This is a genomic window from Microtetraspora sp. NBRC 16547, from assembly GCF_030268965.1.
In the GTDB taxonomy this organism is placed as follows: Bacteria; Actinomycetota; Actinomycetes; order Streptosporangiales; family Streptosporangiaceae; genus Microtetraspora.
Genome location: NZ_BSSE01000005.1, coordinates 276,088 through 293,928, shown reverse-complemented (window position 1 = coordinate 293,928; position 17,841 = coordinate 276,088). Strand labels below are relative to the sequence as shown.

Here is a 17,841-nt window from a genome sequence, read left to right as displayed (position 1 = left end):
GGGTCAGCACGTCTCGCGGAACGGCGCGTCCTTGAGGCGGGCGCAGACCCGGCGGCGGGTCCGCATGACGGTGAGGGCGAGCGTGGTGATCAGGACGGACGCGATGATCGCCTGCGGGCCCAGGTCGTACGGGGCGGCCGGGGCGGCCGGGGTGGGCTGCTGAGCCGACGCCTTCGTGGCGGAGATCGCGTGCGACGTGCCCTGCATCCTTTCCTTGATCTTCTCGGGGTATCCGTAGCCGACGACGGCGTTCTGGTCCCGAAGCTTGATCTTGACCTGGCCACCGTCGATGTTGCCCTCGATCGTCTGGATCTTGTTGCCGACGACCTTGGTCACGATGCCCACGTGGTCGATGTCGCTGATCGCCCGGGAGCCGCTCCAGTCGTAGAACACCAGGGCGCCGGGGACGGGCTTGCCGCCCCAGGCGCCCTGCTCCTTGAACCACTTGGCATGGCCGACGGTCCACGCGAACTGGCCGAACCAGTCGTCGTAGCCCAGCTGGCGGGCGCCCCATGACAGGAACATGTCGCACCAGGGCTCAGTCGAGTAGTCCGCGTCCTGCTCAACGTTGTTGTACCAGTTGCCATACTTTGTGTATCCATTGCCCTGCGCGCTGTAACCGACCTGGGATCGCAGCAGTTCGAGCAACTTCGTCATCTCGGGGCTCATGCGAATACGGGGCCTCTGCTTTTCGGGGGTCGTGGTGACCTGGGAGGCTAGCCATCTCAAAAGGGATGTTCAAGGACATATATCCACAAACCCAAATTTCTTTACCCAGACATGGCCAAATCGCCCCAAAGTGTGAGGCAGATGGAACAGGTTCTAGAATCGTGGCCATGACGATGGATCTCGCCCCCGGACATGACGAGGAGACCCGGCTCGCCGCGCAGGCCGTGCTGGCCCAGCAGGTCAGAGAGCTGATGGACGCGGTCGTGGTGACCGACGTCGGCGAGGACGAGATGACCGCCGTCACCGCCGAGATCGTCGCCCTGACCGAGCGGCTCAACGCCGCCCGCCGCGAACGGCCGCACACGCCCGAGATCGCGCCGGACGGCACCTTCCGCCACCTCGGCAACGCGGTGACGGGCTCCTGCAACCCGCACGCGCTGCCGCTCGTGATCGAGCGCACGCCCGAGGGGGAGTCCCGGGCCGACCTGGAGTTCCGTCCGACGCACGAGGGCCCGCCCGACAGCGTGCACGGCGGCGTGAGCGCGATGATCCTCGACCACCTGCTGGGCGACGCCGTGGCCGCCTCCGGCCGGGCGGGCATGACCGGCACTCTGACCATCCGTTACCGCCAGCCGGTGCCGTACGGTCAGCGGGTCGTGGGTACGGCCGCCACCACCCGGGCAGAGGGGCGCAAGACATGGGTGGACGGGACGATCACCCTCCTCGACGGCACGCCGCTGGTCGAGGCGACCGGCCTGTTCATCACGCCGGCGTGGTGGGTGGGCGCGCTGCCGGAGGCGGCGGAGTGACCGCGGCCGCGCCGATCGCCGTGGCCGCGCCGATCGCCGTGGCCGCGTCGGTTGCCGTGGCCGCGCTGGTCGCCATGGTCTACCGCTCGGGCGCCGCTTAGTATCCCGCGCCGGTCAGAAGGCCGCCGTCGATCGTGAACTCGCTGCCGGTGCAGTAGCTCGCCCGGTCCGACGCGAGGAACGCCACGACGTGTGAGACCTCGATCGGCTCGGCGAAGCGCTTGATCACCATCGACTTGACGAACTGCTCGCCGTCCACCTCGGCCATGAGCTCGGGGTTGGCCGTCATGGACGTGTTGATCGCGCCGGGGTGTACCGAGTTCACCCGGATCTTGAAGGGGGCCAGCTCGCGCGCCGCCGCCTTGGTGAGGCCCCGTACGCCGAACTTCGAGGCGGAGTAGGCCGACAGGCCGGCGGCTCCGATGAAGCCCTCGATGGAGGAGATGTTCACGATAGAGCCGCGCCCGGCGGCCTTCATCGGCTCGATCACGGACTTGACGCCGAGGAACGTGCCCGTGAGGTTCACGTCGAGCACCCGCTGGTACTCCTCGACCGTCATGTCGGCGATCCGGCGGAACATCAGGATGCCCGCGTTGTTGACCAGCACGTCGAGCCGGCCGTACGTCTCGACGGCCGTGCCCACCGCCCGATCCCAGTCGGCCGGCTGGGTGACGTCGTGGTGGAGGTAGAGCGCGCCGGTCTCCTCGGCGAGCGCCTTGCCCTCCTCGTCGATCACGTCGCCGAACACCACCCGGGCGCCCTCCTCGAGGAAGAGCCGGACGTGCGACGCGCCCATCCCGCGAGCCCCGCCGGTGATCAGCGCGACCTTGCCGTCGAGCATGCCCATGGCTTCCTCCCGTGTAGCGCCCGCCGCCGCGTGGCCGCGGTCTCCTTCGAACGTCGGACCGGCCGCCGTCCTCCGCTAACCTAGCGAACGCTTGGTTAGCGGACAAGATCCGGATGGCCGGAGCTCTCCGGCGAGTCCGGGTTCGGAGATTCTTCGGGATCGGCGCACGGAGGCCCGTGCAGCGTCACCGATCTCGTGGCGCTCGCTCCGCCGGGCGACAGGGTGACGGTCACGCTCCTGGTGTCCTCGACGCCGCAGCCCGCCTGCCTGAACGACACGGTGAACGAGGCGGTGTAGGCCTTCTTCCCTCCGAGGATCTCCCGCCGGCTCTGCTCGGAGGCCACCGTCCCCTCCCGATCGCGCAGCCGCTGCGTGAACGCCGCGACGAGCGTCACCGGCCCCGTGGAACCGGAGGTGACGTTCAGGCTCAGCGTCGTGCCGTCCCAAGACGCGATCGAGATGGACGGCGGGGCGCACGCGGGCCCGCTGACACGGGTCTCCCTCACCTGCGTGCCGTTGGCGGCGGCGGGCTCGGTCCACACCTTCACGCCGAACACGGCGGTCGTGCCGCACTCCACCGCGACGGGATCGGTCGCGAGGTCGAGGGCGTACGACGTCCTGCCCGAGAGGGTCCGCGCGGCGCGACCCACGGTCGTGCCGTCCCGGGTGAACTCGGCGAGCACTTTCACCGGGCCGGTGCCGCCGGTGCCGACCTCGACGGCCGCCGCGTCGCCGTCCCACCTGGTGATCGCGACGCTCCGTACGGCGGGCGGAGGGCACGGCGCGCCCCTCACCCTGGTGGTCGCGGCCGCGGTGCCTCCGGGAGCCCTCGGCACGGTCGCCGCCTCGATCCGGCGGTAGACGGTCGTCCCGCAGGCCGGAGTGGCGAAGGCGTGCTGGACGCCGGGGGAGTAGGAGGTCGCGCCCTCCAGCGGGATGGTCTGCGCCGTGATCGGGCGCACGCTGTCCGGCGACGCCCCCTCGGAGAACCTGACGCCCAGGGTCACCGCTCCGCCGTTCGTCGTCCGTACCCTGATGGTCGCGGACTGGCCGTCCCACCCGGAGATGCCGAGGCCCGCGACCGAGGGCGGCGCCGGTCTCGGCGTCCCGCCCGAGCCGGGCGTGGGGGTCGCGCCGGGAGGCTTCCCCGCGGGGTCCACAGGCGGTTTCCCGGGTGATACGCCTGGCGTGTTGTCCGGCGTGTTGTCCGGAGTGTCGTGCGGCGTGCCGTGCGGGCCGGCGTCCGGCGTGGTCGTGCCGGGAGCCGCGGACGAGGGACTCTCCGCGCCGGCGGAAGGGAACGGCCGCTCCGGCGAGACCTGTGTGGACGGGCGGGACGGAAGGGCGCCCTCGCCCGCGACCGGCGCCTGCCGGTTGGCCGCGACCACCACGGCGACCATGACCGCGGACAGCAGGGCCGCGCCGATCGCGAACCGCGGGGCGAAACGCGCGAACCGGTCGGACAGCACGGTCCGCGCCAGCGACGTGCCCGCCTCGGCCGGCTGAGCGGGCTGCGCCAGCGGGAACGTCAGGGCGAGCAGGGTCGCCAGCTCCGCGAGGTGACGCCGGCCGCGCTGCTCCCAGTCCGGTCCGTACGCCGAGGTCGCGGCGGCCTCCAGATCGCCGATGAACGCCCGGGCCGTGGGCGGCCGGTCCGCCGGGTTCTTGGCCAGGCCCCGTCCCACCAGCCCGCGCACCGAGCTGGGCACGTCGGAGACGGGGATGGGCGCGCTCTGGTGCTGGTGCCGCAGCCCCGCGGCGTGGTCCGCGCGGTACGGCTTGCGCCCGGTCAGGCACTCGAAGAACACGCAGGTCGCGGCATAGACGTCGGTCGCGGGACCGGCCGGGGCGCCGACCCACTGCTCCGGGGCCATGTACGGAGGCGTCCCGGCGGGCAGGCCGGGATCGCCGCTCGGCGCCGCAATGCCGAAGTCCGACAGTTTGCTGGTGCCGTCCGCCTGGACCAGGACGTTCTCGGGTTTGTAGTCCCGGTGCACGATGCCGGAGGAGTGCGCCGCCGACAGGCCGGTCAGCGAGCCCTTCAGGACGACGAGCGCCGCCTCCGGGCTGGTCGTGCCGTGCTCGGTGAGGATCCTGCGGAGCGAGACCCCGTCGACGAGCTCCATGACGATGGCCGCTCCGGCCGCGGTCTCGACGTACTCGTAGAGCCGGACGATGTTCGGGTCGTTGATCTCGACCATGACGCGGGCCTCGCGGCGGAAACCCGCGAGGAATCGGGGATCGCCCCGGAGCTCGGGGCGGAGGTACTTGATCGCGACGAAGGCGCCGGTCGCCTCGTAGGTCGCCAGCACCACGCGCCCGGCGCCGCCCGCGCCGAGCTCGCGCACCTCCCGGTATCCCGGAACCGTCCAGGCATTCATCCTTTCGAACTTCTCACCGGAAGGGACGGTTGTCACCGGTGGAGAATTGTCACCTCGGGGATGTAGTGGTAGAGGCTGTCCCGCGCGTCGGTGACGGCCATGTGACGTAGGAGTCGGGGGCGTGCCCGACCGCGAACGGCGGCCGCGACCGCATCACCGCGGCCTGAGGCCTCACCCCGCGGGTTCAGGCGGCCGAGGAAGCGTCACGTCGTACGGAATCGGAATCGGAGGCGCTGGCCCGGGCGGGCCTGGGCGGCGCGGTCGACGTCGCGGGCCCGCACCACCGCGATCACCGGATAGCCGCCCGTCAGCGGGTGATCGGCGAGGAAGAGCGTGGGCTGCCCCGACGGCGGCACCTGAAGCGCACCGGGCACCATGCCCTCGCTTGGCAGCTCTCCCTCGCGGGCACGTTCGAGGACCGGCCCGCGCAGCCGGATGCCGACCCGGTTGCTGTCGGCTGTCACCTCGTACGGCTCCGCGCCGAGCACGCGCAGCGCCTCCGGCCTGAACCAGTCGTCACGCGGGCCGGGAAGGGCCTCCAGGACGAGCTCGCCGTCGGCGGGCTCGGGCACCGGGGCGAGATCGACGGCGGGGAAGGCGTCAGGCGGCGGCCCGACCGGGAGCAGCGCCCCCGGAGCCGGAAGACCGGGCCCCAGACCGGCGAGGATGTCCGTGGAGCGGGACCCCAGCACCCGGGGGACGTCCACGCCGCCCCTCAGGGCGAGGTAGGTCCGCAGGCCGCGGGCCGGGGTCCCGAGCCGGAGCGTGGCCCCGCAGGGCAGGTGCTCGACCGAGTGGTGCCCGATCTGCCGCCGGGTGCCGAGGGGGCCGGTGACGGTCGCCGGGCAGGCGGCGCCCGCGAGCGCGATCACCAGGTCCCCGCGCGCTCGCACGCACAGCCCACCGAACGTGACCTCGAGGGCGGCGGCCCCCTCCGGGTTGCCCACGAGCCGGTTGGCCAGCCGCAGCGCGCCCCGGTCGGCCGCGCCGGAGCGCCCGACGCCCAGGTTGCCGCGTCCGGGCCGGCCCAGGTCCTGCACCGTGGTCATGGGGCCGGTCGCCAGGACCTCCAGCATGCCGTACCTGCTCATCGCACCCTCATCCCGTCGCCTCCGTGAACCGGACCCGGGTGCCCGGGCTCAGCAGGGCCGGCGGCTCCGCGGTCAGGTCCCACACCGCCGCGTCCGTACGGCCGATGAGCTGCCAGCCGCCGGGGGACTCGCGCGGGTAGACGGCGCTGAATTCGCCCGCGAGCGCCACCGAACCGGCGGGCACGCGCACCCGCGATTCGGTCCGCCGGGGGACGGCCAGCCGGGGGTCGCCACCGGTCAGGTAGCCGAAACCGGGAGCGAAGCCGCAGAACGCCACAGTCCAGGTGGTGCCGATGTGCGCGGCCACCACGTCGCGCTCCGTCAGGCCCGTCAGTGCCGCGACGTCAGCCAGGTCCGCACCGTCGTAGACGACGGGGATCCGCACCTCGCCCGCGCCGGTCCGCCCGCTAGAGGCCGGCCGTGCCGCGCGTATCGCCGCCTCGACCGCCGCCGGGGTCGCGGGCGGCTCGAACCGGACCAGTAGCGTGCGCGCCGCCGGGACGACGTCGACGACCCCCTCCGGGGGGTGCGCGGCCAGCGCGTCATAGAGCGCGACGACCTCGTCGAGGCCGTCCACCTCGGCCAGCAGAGCGCTGTCGCCGCAGCGGCGCACGTGCATCGGATCTCCTCGTCAGCTCTGGACCGGGGTGAAGGGCGTGAGACCGACGCCCGCGGCGAGCAGCGCGCCGCGCACCGCGCGGGCCACCGCCACCGCGTTCGGGCTGTCGCCGTGCACGCAGATCGACTCCCCGCGCACGGTCAGAGGATCGCCGCCGATGTCCGCGATGGGCTCGCCGCGCGCCATGCGCACGCAACGCTCGGCCACCGCGACCGGGTCGTGCACGAGCGCGCCCGGCCGGTCGCGCGGCACGAGCGTCCCGTCCGGCGTATACGCGCGGTCGGCGAAGCACTCCGTGACGACGGTGAGCCCGGCCCGCTCGGCCCGGCGCAGCCACGCGGAGCCGGGCAGGCCGAGCACCGGCAGCCCGGGGTCGTAGGCCCGGACGGCGGCCACGACCGCCTCGGCCTGCTCCTCGTGCCGCACGATCGCGTTGTAGAGCGCGCCGTGCGGCTTGACGTAGCCCACGCGGCCGCCGGCCGCACGCGCGAAGGCCTCCAGGGCGCCGATCTGGTACAGCACGTCGTCGGCGAGTTCCCTGGGTGGCACCTCGATGAAGCGCCGCCCGAAGCCGACCAGGTCGCGGTATCCGACCTGGGCGCCGATCGCCACGCCGCGCTCGACCGCCGTCTCGCACGTACGCCGCATGATCGTGGGGTCTCCGGCGTGGAACCCGCAGGCCACGTTGGCGCTGGTGACGATCGACAGCAGGGCGTCGTCGTCGCCGAGCGGCCACGGGCCGAAGCCCTCGCCGAGGTCGGAGTTGAGGTCGATACGCGTGATCGGATCGGACATCGAATCGGACACGGTGAGCTCCAACGGTCAGTTCCAGAGGGCGGCGATCCCGCTGAGGGAGTTCCACCCGAGGTAGACGGTCAGCCCCCAGGCCAGCAGGCCGAGGCAGGTGAGCGAGCGCGGGTAACGATATCCGCCCAGAAGATCACGCCGTACGAGCACGACCCAGAGCAGGATCCCGAGACCCACGGGGAGGATGAGGCCGTTCAGCGCCCCGGCCAGGACGAGCAGGGTCGCGGGGGCCTTTCCGAGCGTCAGGTAGACGACCGTCGAGACCAGGATGAACGCCACCGTCACCCCGGAACGGTGGCGGCCGAGCCAGGGCGAGAGCGTGGCGAGGAAGGAGACGGACGTGTAGGAGGCGCCGATGACCGACGTGATCGCCGCTGCCCACAGGACGACGCCGAACAGCCGCAGGCCCACCGTGCCGGCCGCCGCCTGGAAGGCCTCGGCGGCGGGGTTGGCGCCGGTGAGCGCGACGCCTCCGGCCACCACGCCCAGCACGGCGAGGAAGAGGATCACCCGCATGACGCCGGTGACCAGGATGCCGGTGACCGACCCCCTGCTGATCTTCGAGACGTTCTCCTGGCCGGTCAGGCCGGCGTCGATGAGCCGGTGCGCACCCGAGTACGTGATGTAGCCGCCGACCGTGCCGCCGATCAGGGTGGTGATCGTGAGGAAGTCCACCGTGTCGGGCAGGACCGACTGGCGCAGCGCCTCACCCACGGGCGGCTTCGACACGAACGCCACGTACAGCATCAGCAGGATCATCACCACACCGAGGACGACCACGATGCGGTCGACCGCGGCCCCCGCGCGGCGGCTCAGGAAGACGCCGACGGCGATCAGCGCGGACAGCGCGCCGCCGATCTTGACGTCGATCCCCGCGAGCGCGTCGAGGCCCAGCGCGGTGCCGCCGATGTTGCCGACGTTGAACACCAGGCCGCCGAGGGCGACGAGGGCGGCCAGCACGTAGCCGACGCCCGGCAGCACCTTGTTGCCGAGGTCCTGGGCGCGCAGCCCCGAGACCCCGATGACCCGCCAGACGTTCAGCTGGACGGCGATGTCGACCAGGATCGAGATGAGGATCGCGAAGGCGAACGCCGCCCCGAGCTGGGCGGTGAACACCGTGGTCTGCGTGATGAATCCGGGGCCGACGGCGCTCGTGGCCATGAGGAACATGGCTCCGAACAGGGCGGCGCGCCGCCCCTTGCCGGATGCGGGCGTCTCGGGCGCCGTTTCGGCGGGTGCGGCGGCGTGGTCGTGCATGGAGGGGTCTCCTCATGTCCGTGCGTTCGCGCAGGGGTGTCGTCCCGGTGACTGTCCTTGAGGAAGGTAAGGGTTGTTGAACAATCCGGCAATCCCCTTGTGCGTAAATTCTACGGAGGGACGAGACTGAGTTATGCGGACACCACGCCTCGCCCTAAGCTCGGTTGCGTCTCCGGGCTACTACAGGGTGGTTCGCGTTCTTGGAGAGAAGGGCGGCGGCGATGACGGCGACCGCGGAGTGGGCGAGCCGGTTGAGCGCGGCCAGGCCGGTGCTCGAACGCGCCAGCACCGCCGAGCTCGTCGCGGGCGTCCTGCGCGAGAACGTCATCGAGGGATCGCTCCCCCCGGGTACGCGGCTGTCGGAGGAGATCATCGGTCAGGCGCTCGGCGTCTCGCGCAACACGCTCCGTGAGGCGTTCCGGCTGCTCTCCCACGAGAACCTGCTCGTGCACGAGTTCCACCGGGGGATGTTCGTCCGCAGGCTCACCGCCGCCGACGTGGTCGACATCTACCGGATGCGGCGGCCGCTCGAAGCCGCCGGCCTGCGCGCCGCCGGCGCCGCCCCGGCGGAGGCCGTACGCGAGGTGGGCCGCCGGGTCGAGGAGGGCCGGGCGGCGGCCGAGGCGGGCGACTGGGTCGGGGTCGGCACGGCCAACATGCGCTTCCACCGGGCCGTCGCCGCGCTGCTCGGCAGCCGCCGGGTGGACGAGTCCATGGCCCGCATCCTCGCCGAGCTGCGGCTGGCGTTCCACATGATGGGTGAGCCCCGGCCGTTCCACGAGCCGTACCTCGACGACAACACCCGCATCGTGGCCCTGCTCGCCGAGGGGGAGTACGAGCAGGCGGCGACCGTGCTGCTGGCTTACCTCGACACCGCAGAGTCCCAGCTCCTCGCGACGTACGGCGAGCGCTCCGCCTGACCCGGATCAGACGGCGGCGGGGAGCAGCCGCTCGCCCGAGCGCCGGGCCAGGTCGAGCGCGCGCGGCAGGTCCGCGCGGACCAGGCGGCCGCCCCGCTTGACCACCTCGCCGCCGACGATCACCGTGTCGACGTCGCTCACGTCGGCGGCCGTCACGACGGCCCCGATCGGGTCGTGCGCCGGCGCGAGATTGGGCAGGTCTGTGTCCAGCATGACGAGGTCCGCCCGCTTGCCCGGACACAGCGATCCGATCCGGTCGTCCATACCGAGGGCGGCGGCTCCCTCGATGGTGGCCATGCGCAGGATGTCGGCCGCGGTCGGCCGCGTGCCGACGCCGTCCTCGAAGTGCCGGAGCCTGGCGGCGGCGAGCGCGGCGCGCATGACGCCGAACATGTCTCCCGGCACCGCGGCCACCGTGTCCACGCCGAGCCCGGTCGGGATGCCGAACCCGCGCAACCGGCCCGTTTCGGGGGAGCCGTGGCCCATCTGCGACTCCACAGCGGGCGCGACCGAGGCGCTCCCCCCGCTGTCGGCGACCATCTTCATCGACCGGTCGGTGAAGCCGTTGGCGTGCACGAACATGACGTCGGGACCGAGCAGCCCGACCGCGTGCAGCCGCTCCACCGGCTCCTCCCCAGTCGCGTGCAGGCTGATGCGGAGCCCGAGTTCGCGGGCGAGCCGCCAGTCGGCCACGGCCGCCTCGACGGAGCCGTACACCGGTCCCCACGCCGCGAAGGCGGGGGTGACCAGGCCGGAATCCCCTGAGGGGAAGTGCCGGGCGAAGACCCGCCGTGCCTCCGCCTGGTCCCTGGACGCGTCGTCGGTGCCCGGATGCGCGTACGCGAAGACCACGCGGGCGCCGGAGTCGCGGAGGCCCTCGACGGCGGCGTCGGTGTGCGCGGGGGTGAGCTGGATGTGCGACCAGTCGTACACGGTGGTGATCCCCGCGTTGAGCGCCTCGATGGCGCCCCAGAGGTTCGCGGCGTAGACGTCCTCGGGCCGGAACGCGGGGGCGAGCCGGCCGAGAACGATCGCCAGGTAGTCGCCGAGGGTGGCGTCGGCGGAAACGGACCTCAGCACGCTCTGCCAGACGTGGCGGTGGGTGTCGACGAAGCCGGGAAGCACGATCTGGCCCGTGGCGTCGATCACCTCCGCGCCGTCGGCGGGCAGATCGGGGCCGACCGCGGCGATCGCTCCGCCGGTGATGAGGACGTCGGTTCCCCGATGGACGCGTACGTCCGGCTCCGTGTTGATCACGATGCCGTTTCTGATGAGCAGGCTCATGGGCAAAGACTCCATTTCGAAAAGCTTTTGAGAAAGCTTGTTGGAAAGCTATCAAGAGGCGCGGATATCCTCAAGCGCATGAACGAGGGGCGGGTGACCGGCCGGGATCGCGTCGACGCGATGATCGAGGCCTGGCGGGCCGAGCTGCCGGAGGCGGCCACGACGCAGTTGGAGATCGTCAAGCGGGTTGGGCGGCTCAAGGCGCGGATCGAGACGGTCACCCAGGCCGTGCTCGCCGGATACGGCCTGACCTATGCGGAATTCGACGTTCTCGCGACGCTCCGGCGGGCCGGGCGTCCGTACCGAGTCAAGCCCAGCACGCTCGCCACGCGACTGATGCTCACAACCGGCGGGACCAGCAACATCTTGCAGCGGCTGCTGGCCGCGGGCCTGGTCGAGCGCGAACCCGACCCCTCCGACGGTCGCAGCTCATGGGTCCGGCTCACTCCACAGGGGGTGGAAAGGGCCGAGGAACTGTCCCTCGCCACCACGGAGGCGCACAAGGACCTGTTCGCGGACGTTCCCGAGGAGACCGCGCGCGCCCTCGCCGACGTGCTGCGCGACGTACTGCTCGCCCTCGGGGACCGGCCCGACGACACGCCCTGCCGGAGAGCGCGGCCGACCTGATCAGCCGGGTCTTTCTAGGTGAGCGAGCCGTAGACGGCTTCGGCGAGACGGTAGGCCCGGCGGCTGCCGGCCACCGACCCGACCATGCGGTTCATCGTGTACGCCATGGCGAGACCGTGCTCGACGTCCCCGAGGCCCAGGGAGCCACCCAAGCCGGTGTGGCCGAACGCCGACTCCACTCCGCGAGCGGGCGTGAGGAAGGTCATCGCCGGGCGCATGTAGCCGAGGCCGAAGGCGCTGTCCAGGTACAGGACCCGGTCGGGGCCGCCGACACGCGGGCGCATCGCGTCCTTCAGCGTGGCGGGCGCGAGGATGTCACCGGCGACCAGATGGCGGTAGAAGTCCGCCAGGCCCCGGGCCGTCGTGACCATGCCGAGAGCGGGCCAGCCCGCGCGCAGGATCACCGGGTGGTTTCCGCCGCCGGGCAGCTTATGGATGGGTGGGTTGCCGAGCGCCCGGTTCATCAGGCTGTCCTTGTCCCGTGTCGCGGCGGCCATGGCCGCCACCGGGCCGTCCGCGGCGGGGGGCTCCGCGACACCGGCTCCGCCCGCGGGGGCCGCACGCTCTCCGGTCCGGGCCGCTTGCTCTCCCGCTCGGGCCGTACGCTCTCCGGCGGAGAGGCGGGCGGCGCGAGCCGCAACGTCGGATGGGGCGCCGAGCCAGAGGTCAAGCTGGTGAGGCCCGGCGATCTCCGCCGCCACCAGCTCTCCCGTGGACATGCCAGTGACCCTGCGGATGATCTCGTCGACCAGGAAGCCGTACGTCACGGCGTGGTAGCCGTGCGCCGTGCCGGGCTCCCAGAGCGGCGCCTGCCCGGCGAGCCGGCCGGCGATCGCGGGCAGGTCCTCGAACTCCTCCACGGGGACCGGCTCCTCGATCACGGGCAGCCCCGCCTGGTGGGTCAGCACGTGTTCGACGGTGACGACGTCCTTGCCGGCGTGGGCGAACTCCGGCCAGTACGCGCTCACCGGGGCGCGCAGGTCGACCAGGCCGCGCTCCACGAGCAGCAGCAGGGCGGTGGCCGCGACGGCCTTGGTGCACGAGTAGGCGAGGACCGGCGTGTCCGGCTCCCAGGGACGCCCCGTGTGCCGGTCGGCGACGCCGCCCCAGAGATCGACGACGGGCTCGCCGTCCAGGAACAGCGCGAAGGCGGCACCGAGTTCCTCGCCGTCCGCGAAATGCCGGTCGAAAACCTCGCGTACCCGGGAGAAGCGCGGGTCACAGTGCCCCGATGTTGTCACGGGGTGATCGCCGACTGTCATGACCATCCCTACTGAGGAGCGCCTGTTCGGCAACCGACACTAACAAGCGGGACCCCGCCGTCCCAGAGGGTCAGGTGGGCGCGCCTGATCGTGCGCCCACCTGACCCTCGCCCGGATTGTGTCCGTATGGGAGTCCGGTGTCTATGCCGGCGGCGCGACCACGAAGGGGAAGAAGGTGGGCTGCACCGCGAGATTACCCGCCCGATCGACACTGACCACGGCCAGCATGTGGAAGCCCGGGGCCGAAGGCGTCCATGTCAGGGTCGCCGTCCCGTCGGCGTCGGCCGCCACTTCCCGCCATGGATCGCTGTCCATCTTGTATCGGTAGCCGGCCACGTCCGTCACCCCGTTGGGGCCGAAGCGGAACTCGCCGGGAACGCCGGGACCGCCCTTCGGGGAGGGGCCCCCGTACGGGTCTCCCGTTACCGTGGCCGGTCGGTCCGGTGCCGTGGTGTCCACGGCGTACTCGCACCACGGACTCCATTCGCTGACCCGCTGGTAGGAGTCCTCCGCACGCACACGCCACCGGTAGGTGCCGTCCGGACCGACGTACTTGTTGCTGGCGACGAGTCCGGACGAGGGCAGGACGGGTGCGATCTCCTCGTCCACCGGCCGTCCGTCGACGGTCTCCCACTGCCAGTGGACGTTGAGGGGCCCGTAGCCGGTGACGAACGCCACCGGTCTCGGCACGAAGAAGAGATAAGGCCGGTCGGAGCCCGCGGCACAAGGGACGGGTGGCATGGGAGTGTCGTCCGGCCGGATGCGGCTCGCACCGTCGGTCATGAGCCGGGTGGGTGGGCCGAGAGGCGGGACGGAATACACCCTCAGCACGGGATCGTGCCGGAAGACGTACGCGCCCAGGGGGTCGTGCTCGTCCTGTGACCGCAGGCCGAGCGTGAGTGTTGTACGGCCGGCCGCCCTGGCAGCGGCCACCGCGTCCGTCAGGTCGAAGATCAGCGGACCCGCCGACGCCACGCACGATCCCCAGGCGAGGGTGCTCAGTCGTGTGCGCCACTCCGGTTGACGGTGCCACGTGGTGGTCGCGTCGACGGGACCGGTCTCCCAGACTTCGATGGGGCGCTCGCCGACTCTGCAGACGTCGGCGCGTTCCACCTGCACCATCGTCGACAGCACGTGGCTCTCGGCGGGCAGCGCGAGGTCGAACTCGAAGAAGGACCGGGTGACGCGACCCCTGTCCGACGCGCCGATCGACGCGAGCCCGTCCTCGTTCCAGTGGGGGACGTTGCGATGCTGCGACTCGACGTAGCCCCAGGCGGTGGCGGGGAGGGAGTGCATGGACACCCACGGCTCACTGGGCGGGGGATTCGGGGTCGTGTATTCGTACGTGATCCGCAGTTCCGGGTCGTTCTCGAAGACCAGGTGCTCCTGCGGCTTATCCTCGGATTCGCTGCGAACGCAGAAGGTGATCTTTCCGGTGTCACCGGACGCCGCCTCGGCGACAGCGGGCGGAACGTCGAGCACATAGGGCCAATCGGGACTGCACGGCAACGGCGACAGCAACGGCGACAGCAACGGCGACGGCGATGGCGACGGCGATGGCGACGGCGACGGAACCGTGGCGAGGCCGCGGATCCACTCGGGTTGGTGCTTCCAGTCGGTTTGGCGATCGATAGGGCCGGTCTGCCCCAGTTCGAAGCCGCTCACGTGGTTCGCGCAGTCGGGATCGGGCCGCAGCAGCGTGAGGCGGGCCTCGACGATCTTCAGGCCCTTGAGCGCGGAGACGTCGTGCGTGAAGAAGGCTCTGCGCACATCGGCCGAATCGCTCCCCTCGCCGCCCGTCCCCGCGATTCCGACCGGCAGGGCCGCATTCTCCTTCCAGTGGGACTCGTTCTTCGCGGCCGAGGACACGTAAGTCCACGCTTCGGGCCGGAAGGTGATCGTCGCCGTCCTGGTGGCGGCAGCCGGAGATGTCGCCTGCATCGTGCCCAGCAGTGCGACGATCAGGACGTGAACGGACAGAACGCGTCGTAAATGTGCTCCCATAATGCCCCGTTTCGGAAACCAGTTCTTTGCCGGGACTGTAGAACGTCGGTTCGACGGGGGGCAGGCCCAAAAACACGTCTGATCCCTGCCTGATCCATGTCTGGTCCACAGGGTGCGGTGCCGGTGGTCCGCGGCTCTCGCGTGGCGTTGTGCGGATCAACCTTCCGGCGGGCAGGGGGTGGCGCCGAGGATCCTGGCGGACTCGGACTCCTGGGCCAGGCGGCGCAGTACGTCGAACGCCTTGCCGTACAGGACCTCGCAGATCACCAGCGTCTCCACGGCGACGTCGCGGGGACCGTCGAAAGGGATCTTGGTGATGTCCAGGTCGCGTACGAGATCGAGGGCGGCGGTGGCGTAGGGGAGCAGGTCCTCCTGGGACGTGGGCATGCCGAGGCGCTTGAGCGTGACGACGGCCTGCGTGAGCTCATCCCGTGTGGGCGCGAGCGGATGGACGCCCCAGCCGAGGTCGGCGATCAGCCGGTCGACCAGTTCCCTGGCCTCCTGCCAGTCCTCGTCTTCCGGGTGTGGCTCGACCGGCGTGGAGAGCGCGTGGTGGGCGGTGCCGAGCATGTGATGGACGTCCAGTCGCTCGTCCTCGACGGCGTCGATCACCTTGCGGATCGTCGCGACGGGCAGCCGCCCGACCTCCAACAGCGCTCTGATCAGCCGTAGCCGGTGCAGGTGGGACTGGTCGTACTCCGCCCGGGTGGCCGACGTCTGGTCGCCCTGGGGGAGCAGCCCCTCGCGCAGGTAGTACTTGATCGTCGGGATCGGCACCCCGGACTCGGTGCTGAGCTGGGAGATTCGCATGACTGGATAGTAGTGCTTGCCAATGATGCTCGATAGTTTTACTATCCAATTGTTAGGTAGCTGGACTATCCAACTGGAGGGCGTCATGCGCATGAGCGCGCGCATGGAGGGCGACTTCGTCGTCTTCCTGATCGGTATGCGGATCAACAGGTTGCGGTCGCTGCGCAAGTGGCTGCCGGTGGCCAAGGCCATGCCGCCGATGATCAAGGAGTTGCGGTCGAACCCCGCCCATGGCCTGCTCGGCTTCGAGAGCTTCTTCAACGGGCGGACCACGCTGATGGTGCAGTACTGGCGCAGCACCGATCACCTGATGGCGTACGCGAAGGATCGTGAGGCGAGCCACTGGCCGGCCTGGAAGCGCTTCTTCCGCGAGGTGTACACGAGCGAGGCCGTGGGCGTCTGGCATGAGACCTATACGGTCAGCGGCTACGAGTCGGTCTACGTGAACATGCCGGAGTTCGGTCTCGGCAAGGCGGGGGAGCTCGTCCCGACCACGAGCGTCGGCGACAGGGGTGCGGAGCGGCTCGCGGCCGTCAAGGGATCCCGGTAGTGGATGTGGCGATCGGCCGCCCGCTGCGTTGTTGAGCCCGTGAGGTGTTGTCTGGCTCAGCGCGGCGTCAGCCCGGCGAGGAGTGTCCTCACCAGATCGGGCACGAGAACCTCGTCGGGCGCCAGTTCGACGAGGTTCGCGAGGAACGCCCGATGGAAGCACGCGCCGAAAAGGAGGGCCGACGCCGCGTCGGGGTTCGCGTCCGGGCCCACTCGCCCGATCCGCTGTTCCTCCCTGAGGTAGGACGCCACCAGGTCGATGGGCACGTGCGGGCCGCCGCCGGACTCCGCGAGCGTCTGGCGGAAGCCGTTCAGCAAGGAGGGGTCGCTGAGCATGCCGCCCGCGAGCGAGATCGTTCTGCGGAAGAACTCGACCGCCGCCCAGGCCAGCTCCTCCAGGTTGCCCGCAACCGTGCCCTGCCCCACTCGCTCGCCGAGCCGCTGCGTCGCCGGTCGGAGCGCGGGCATGCGTTCCAGGAGGACGGCCAGGAAGATCTCCTCCTTGGTCCTGAAGTGCTTGTAGAGCAGCGCCTCCGAGCATCCGGCCGCACGCGCGATCTCCTTGGTGGTGGCCCTGGCCAGGCCGAGCTCCTGAATGACCTGTTCGGCGGCGGCGACGATGCGGTCGCGGGTGGGAGTCATGGCCTCTCTCTTTGACGGTGCGGGATCCGGTGCCACCATAATGGTGAGTGAGTATCCACTAACCCCAGACTCTCCTTGAGGTGATGGACGTGAGGATCACGATTTTCGGAGGGACCCGCGGCACCGGACGCCACCTGGTCCGGCTCGCGCTCGCGGAGGGCCACGACGTCGAGGTGGTGGCGCGGCGGCCCGATGCGCTTACCGAGCGTCACTCCAGACTGTCCGTCCGGCAGGGAGACGTGCTGGAGCCCGAGACCCTCACCGTCGGCCAGGCCGACGCGGTGGTGCTCCTCGCGGGGCCCAGCGGTGGCGGCCCCACCCGGCTCTACTCGCTCGGCGGTGGGAACGTCGCCAGGGCCATGGTCGAGCAGGGTGTCCGCCGCCTGGTCGCGGTGACGAACGGGCTGGGGAACCATCCGGCGGACACAGTGCCGCAGCGGTTGCTGAAGGTGATCCTGCACAACACGCTGCTCCGGCACGGGCACCGCGACGCCCGGTTGTTCGAGCGGGAGCTGCTCGGCCGCGACCTCGACTGGACCGTCGTCCAGCCGCCGCGCCTGACCGACGCCCCGGCCACCGGGAGGTACCGGACCGCGGTCGGCGACTCCGTACGCGGAGGGGTCTCCATCTCGCGGGAGGACCTGGCCGGCTACGTCCTGCGGATCATCGCCGCTCCCGAGACCTATCGAAAGGTCATGGGCGTCGCCTACTGAGTGCCATCCCAAGCGGCCGTGATCCACAAGTCAAGGATCTGTTGCGCTCAGATGTCATTAGGTTACGCTCCGTACAAGCTCGGCGTACCAGCGGTCATCCGAAGCACGGAGAAGCACCCATGGGCAGGCACAGGCGTGGCAGGAGCCGGCGCAGCGGGACCGGCATGACCGTGGCCGATCTCATCGAGACCCTCGAACGGTTCGACCCCGAGCTGGAGGTCCGGTTCGCGGTCCAGCCCCGGCTGCCGATGAGCTACGCCCTCGGACCGGTCGCCGAGTACGACGACATCCTGTGGATCGGCGAGGCGGGATCGGACGGCTACGTCCCCGACGACGCCGCTTTCCGGCTCGGCTGGCAGCGGTGAGCCCCACCCGCGCCCCGTGAACACCCGCCGAGCACCGTGTCAGGGCGTGGGCCGCCACACGTAACGGATGTCCGGCGAGCACCATCATCCCGATCACGGAGCCATCCAGCGCCGCGACCCAGGTCTCGCGTGCGGGCACGACGACATCGCGGAATCGAATCCCGGCGGCCCGTGGCCGCCGGGAT

General features: G+C 71.0%; 18 protein-coding genes. 6 read left to right on the top strand and 12 right to left on the bottom strand.

Features of this window, described 5'->3' with window-relative positions; all coding sequences use genetic code 11:
* Positions 1–3: 3 nt before the first annotated feature.
* Positions 4–657 (bottom strand): CHAP domain-containing protein, encoded by a 654-nt coding sequence (locus tag QSK17_RS10815; protein WP_285704465.1) that lies wholly within the window; start codon positions 655–657, stop codon positions 4–6.
* 179 nt (positions 658–836) lie between these two features.
* Between QSK17_RS10815 and QSK17_RS10810 the strand changes: the two genes are divergently transcribed.
* Positions 837–1,478, top strand: coding sequence for a PaaI family thioesterase (locus tag QSK17_RS10810; RefSeq protein ID WP_285704464.1), 642 nt, complete (start codon positions 837–839; stop codon positions 1,476–1,478).
* 97 nt (positions 1,479–1,575) lie between these two features.
* Here QSK17_RS10810 and QSK17_RS10805 read toward each other — a convergent pair whose 3' ends face one another.
* The 6 genes from QSK17_RS10805 to QSK17_RS10780 form a co-directional block, all read right to left on the bottom strand.
* Positions 1,576–2,325, bottom strand: a complete 750-nt coding sequence (locus tag QSK17_RS10805; protein ID WP_285704463.1) for a glucose 1-dehydrogenase — start codon at positions 2,323–2,325, stop codon at positions 1,576–1,578.
* A 95-nt stretch (positions 2,326–2,420) separates the two neighbouring features.
* A complete protein-coding gene (locus tag QSK17_RS10800; protein ID WP_285704462.1) occupies positions 2,421–4,706 on the bottom strand; it encodes a serine/threonine-protein kinase in 2,286 nt (761 codons plus the stop codon).
* 203 nt (positions 4,707–4,909) lie between these two features.
* Positions 4,910–5,797 (bottom strand): 5-oxoprolinase subunit C family protein, encoded by an 888-nt coding sequence (locus QSK17_RS10795; RefSeq protein ID WP_285704461.1) that lies wholly within the window; start codon positions 5,795–5,797, stop codon positions 4,910–4,912.
* 7 nt (positions 5,798–5,804) lie between these two features.
* A complete protein-coding gene (locus QSK17_RS10790; RefSeq protein WP_285704459.1) occupies positions 5,805–6,416 on the bottom strand; it encodes a 5-oxoprolinase subunit B family protein in 612 nt (203 codons plus the stop codon).
* A gap of 12 nt (positions 6,417–6,428) precedes the next feature.
* Entirely contained in the window at positions 6,429–7,211 is a 783-nt protein-coding gene (locus QSK17_RS10785; protein ID WP_285704527.1) for a LamB/YcsF family protein, read from the bottom strand.
* A 27-nt stretch (positions 7,212–7,238) separates the two neighbouring features.
* Positions 7,239–8,480, bottom strand: a complete 1,242-nt coding sequence (locus QSK17_RS10780) for an NRAMP family divalent metal transporter (protein WP_285704458.1) — start codon at positions 8,478–8,480, stop codon at positions 7,239–7,241.
* 221 nt (positions 8,481–8,701) lie between these two features.
* Between QSK17_RS10780 and QSK17_RS10775 the strand changes: the two genes are divergently transcribed.
* Complete coding sequence (locus QSK17_RS10775) at positions 8,702–9,400, top strand: GntR family transcriptional regulator (RefSeq protein WP_285704457.1); 699 nt, start codon at positions 8,702–8,704, stop codon at positions 9,398–9,400.
* Positions 9,401–9,406: 6 nt separating this feature from the next.
* Here the strand turns inward: QSK17_RS10775 and QSK17_RS10770 are convergent, their stop codons facing one another.
* Positions 9,407–10,684, bottom strand: a complete 1,278-nt coding sequence (locus QSK17_RS10770; protein ID WP_285704456.1) for an amidohydrolase family protein — start codon at positions 10,682–10,684, stop codon at positions 9,407–9,409.
* A gap of 78 nt (positions 10,685–10,762) precedes the next feature.
* On the opposite strand from QSK17_RS10770, the gene QSK17_RS10765 reads away from it, so the two are divergent.
* Positions 10,763–11,311 carry a MarR family winged helix-turn-helix transcriptional regulator gene (locus tag QSK17_RS10765; RefSeq protein ID WP_285704455.1) on the top strand — a complete coding sequence of 183 codons (549 nt, stop codon included), beginning with the start codon at positions 10,763–10,765 and terminating at the stop codon, positions 11,309–11,311.
* Positions 11,312–11,325: 14 nt separating this feature from the next.
* Here the strand turns inward: QSK17_RS10765 and QSK17_RS10760 are convergent, their stop codons facing one another.
* From QSK17_RS10760 to QSK17_RS10750, 3 genes are all read right to left on the bottom strand, one after another.
* Complete coding sequence (locus QSK17_RS10760; RefSeq protein WP_285704454.1) at positions 11,326–12,573, bottom strand: serine hydrolase domain-containing protein; 1,248 nt, start codon at positions 12,571–12,573, stop codon at positions 11,326–11,328.
* A 141-nt stretch (positions 12,574–12,714) separates the two neighbouring features.
* The gene (locus QSK17_RS10755; RefSeq protein ID WP_285704452.1) at positions 12,715–14,577 is read right to left on the bottom strand and encodes a hypothetical protein; all 1,863 of its coding nucleotides are present in this window, start codon (positions 14,575–14,577) and stop codon (positions 12,715–12,717) included.
* Positions 14,578–14,733: 156 nt separating this feature from the next.
* Entirely contained in the window at positions 14,734–15,387 is a 654-nt protein-coding gene (locus QSK17_RS10750; RefSeq protein WP_285704451.1) for a MerR family transcriptional regulator, read from the bottom strand.
* Positions 15,388–15,472: 85 nt separating this feature from the next.
* On the opposite strand from QSK17_RS10750, the gene QSK17_RS10745 reads away from it, so the two are divergent.
* The gene (locus QSK17_RS10745) at positions 15,473–15,937 is read left to right on the top strand and encodes a DUF4188 domain-containing protein (protein WP_285704450.1); all 465 of its coding nucleotides are present in this window, start codon (positions 15,473–15,475) and stop codon (positions 15,935–15,937) included.
* A gap of 56 nt (positions 15,938–15,993) precedes the next feature.
* Here QSK17_RS10745 and QSK17_RS10740 read toward each other — a convergent pair whose 3' ends face one another.
* A complete protein-coding gene (locus QSK17_RS10740; RefSeq protein ID WP_285704448.1) occupies positions 15,994–16,578 on the bottom strand; it encodes a TetR/AcrR family transcriptional regulator in 585 nt (194 codons plus the stop codon).
* Positions 16,579–16,667: 89 nt separating this feature from the next.
* On the opposite strand from QSK17_RS10740, the gene QSK17_RS10735 reads away from it, so the two are divergent.
* Positions 16,668–17,291, top strand: coding sequence for an NAD(P)-dependent oxidoreductase (locus QSK17_RS10735; RefSeq protein WP_285704447.1), 624 nt, complete (start codon positions 16,668–16,670; stop codon positions 17,289–17,291).
* 119 nt (positions 17,292–17,410) lie between these two features.
* Positions 17,411–17,656, top strand: a complete 246-nt coding sequence (locus QSK17_RS10730; RefSeq protein ID WP_285704446.1) for a hypothetical protein — start codon at positions 17,411–17,413, stop codon at positions 17,654–17,656.
* The last annotated feature ends 185 nt before the right edge of the window (positions 17,657–17,841 follow it).

Coding starts and splice junctions, on each gene's coding strand:
- QSK17_RS10815 (WP_285704465.1), bottom strand. CDS start 657: ATGACGAAGTTGCTCGAACTGCTGCGATCCCAGGTCGGTTACAGCGCG.
- QSK17_RS10800 (WP_285704462.1), bottom strand. CDS start 4,706: ATGAATGCCTGGACGGTTCCGGGATACCGGGAGGTGCGCGAGCTCGGC.
- QSK17_RS10750 (WP_285704451.1), bottom strand. CDS start 15,387: ATGCGAATCTCCCAGCTCAGCACCGAGTCCGGGGTGCCGATCCCGACG.
- QSK17_RS10810 (WP_285704464.1), top strand. CDS start 837: ATGACGATGGATCTCGCCCCCGGACATGACGAGGAGACCCGGCTCGCC.
- QSK17_RS10805 (WP_285704463.1), bottom strand. CDS start 2,325: ATGGGCATGCTCGACGGCAAGGTCGCGCTGATCACCGGCGGGGCTCGC.
- QSK17_RS10755 (WP_285704452.1), bottom strand. CDS start 14,577: ATGGGAGCACATTTACGACGCGTTCTGTCCGTTCACGTCCTGATCGTC.
- QSK17_RS10730 (WP_285704446.1), top strand. CDS start 17,411: ATGGGCAGGCACAGGCGTGGCAGGAGCCGGCGCAGCGGGACCGGCATG.
- QSK17_RS10760 (WP_285704454.1), bottom strand. CDS start 12,573: ATGACAGTCGGCGATCACCCCGTGACAACATCGGGGCACTGTGACCCG.
- QSK17_RS10795 (WP_285704461.1), bottom strand. CDS start 5,797: ATGAGCAGGTACGGCATGCTGGAGGTCCTGGCGACCGGCCCCATGACC.
- QSK17_RS10790 (WP_285704459.1), bottom strand. CDS start 6,416: ATGCACGTGCGCCGCTGCGGCGACAGCGCTCTGCTGGCCGAGGTGGAC.
- QSK17_RS10740 (WP_285704448.1), bottom strand. CDS start 16,578: ATGACTCCCACCCGCGACCGCATCGTCGCCGCCGCCGAACAGGTCATT.
- QSK17_RS10745 (WP_285704450.1), top strand. CDS start 15,473: ATGCGCATGAGCGCGCGCATGGAGGGCGACTTCGTCGTCTTCCTGATC.
- QSK17_RS10775 (WP_285704457.1), top strand. CDS start 8,702: ATGACGGCGACCGCGGAGTGGGCGAGCCGGTTGAGCGCGGCCAGGCCG.
- QSK17_RS10765 (WP_285704455.1), top strand. CDS start 10,763: ATGAACGAGGGGCGGGTGACCGGCCGGGATCGCGTCGACGCGATGATC.
- QSK17_RS10780 (WP_285704458.1), bottom strand. CDS start 8,480: ATGCACGACCACGCCGCCGCACCCGCCGAAACGGCGCCCGAGACGCCC.
- QSK17_RS10770 (WP_285704456.1), bottom strand. CDS start 10,684: ATGAGCCTGCTCATCAGAAACGGCATCGTGATCAACACGGAGCCGGAC.
- QSK17_RS10785 (WP_285704527.1), bottom strand. CDS start 7,211: ATGTCCGATCCGATCACGCGTATCGACCTCAACTCCGACCTCGGCGAG.